1 protein-coding gene is annotated in these 568 nt (G+C 75.4%); it reads right to left on the reverse strand.

The annotated features are described in order from the left end of the window. Window positions 1-568 (reverse strand): hypothetical protein (locus GCN74_RS29075; protein WP_413541571.1); only part of this gene is annotated, 568 nt, incomplete at both ends.

Genomic DNA, 568 nt, shown 5'->3' on the forward strand with positions numbered 1-568 from the left:
AGCGCATCGGCAGCGGCGGTGGCGGCAAGGGCGGCGGCATCCGTCAGGCTGGCCTGTATGCCGGCCGTGACGGCCGCGTTGGCGGCGGCGGTGGCCGCCAGGTCCAGCGCGGCGGCGTCCGTGGCATTGGCCAGCGCCGTGGCAGCGGCGGCAGCGGCGGCATCATTGGCCGAGATGACACCCAGCGCCGCGGCATCGGTCAGCGCGGCCTGGGTGTTGGCGGCGGCGGAAACTACATCGGCCGCATCGGCGATGGCTTGCAGTGCGGGGGCGTTGGTCTGGTCCGCTTGCGTTTGCGCCGCATCGGCAGCGGCGTGCGCGGCAGCGGCGTTGGCGGCGGCCGTGACGGCAGCCGCATCGGCATTTTGGGCCGACGTGGTGGCGGCCAGCGAAATGGCGGCGGCAGCGGCAGCGGCAGCCGCTGCGTTGTCGTCGTTCGTGGCGGCGCTGGCAGCGGCCTGCGCACCGGGCACGACGGCGGCCGTACTGGCTGCCAGCGCATCGTCGGCGGTGGCGCTATTGGCTGCGAGCAAGGCTGCAGCGGCCGCGGCGGCGGCCTGCGCCGCCA

This window comes from Janthinobacterium sp. FT14W, from assembly GCF_009208755.1.
Lineage (GTDB): Bacteria > Pseudomonadota > Gammaproteobacteria > Burkholderiales > Burkholderiaceae_D > Janthinobacterium > Janthinobacterium violaceinigrum.